Source organism: Pelomicrobium sp. G1, from assembly GCF_051905455.1.
Lineage (GTDB): Bacteria > Pseudomonadota > Gammaproteobacteria > Burkholderiales > UBA6910 > Pelomicrobium.
The window spans coordinates 1-266 of the sequence record NZ_JBQACR010000377.1; the positions used below are offsets into that span (position 1 = coordinate 1).

A 266-nucleotide genomic window follows, 5' to 3' on the forward strand; every position below is an offset into this window, starting at 1 on the left:
GTCAAGGCGAAGGCGCGACACCCGCCCAGTTGATCGAGGCCCTGGAGCAGGACCTGGCCGCTTTCGCCGCCCTGGACCGGGCCCACGGCCCCACCGGAGCACTGGAGGACGAGGACCCCAGCACGCTGGGAGAATACGCCCTGGCGTGCCCGTCCGATCTCAACCTCTGGGTCCACTGTTTGGGTTGCAGCGAAGAGCGCCAATGGCTGGATCAGGCCACGCTGGACTTGGCCGACTGGATCGTTCGCCACGGGGGCCAGCTGCGC

Annotated in this window: 1 protein-coding gene; it reads left to right on the top strand. The window is 68.8% G+C overall.

The window, feature by feature from the left end; genetic code table 11:
- Window positions 1-266, top strand: a 266-nt coding sequence (locus ACTFO6_RS18900) for a hypothetical protein (RefSeq protein ID WP_439935893.1), incomplete at both ends; no start/stop codon positions are given.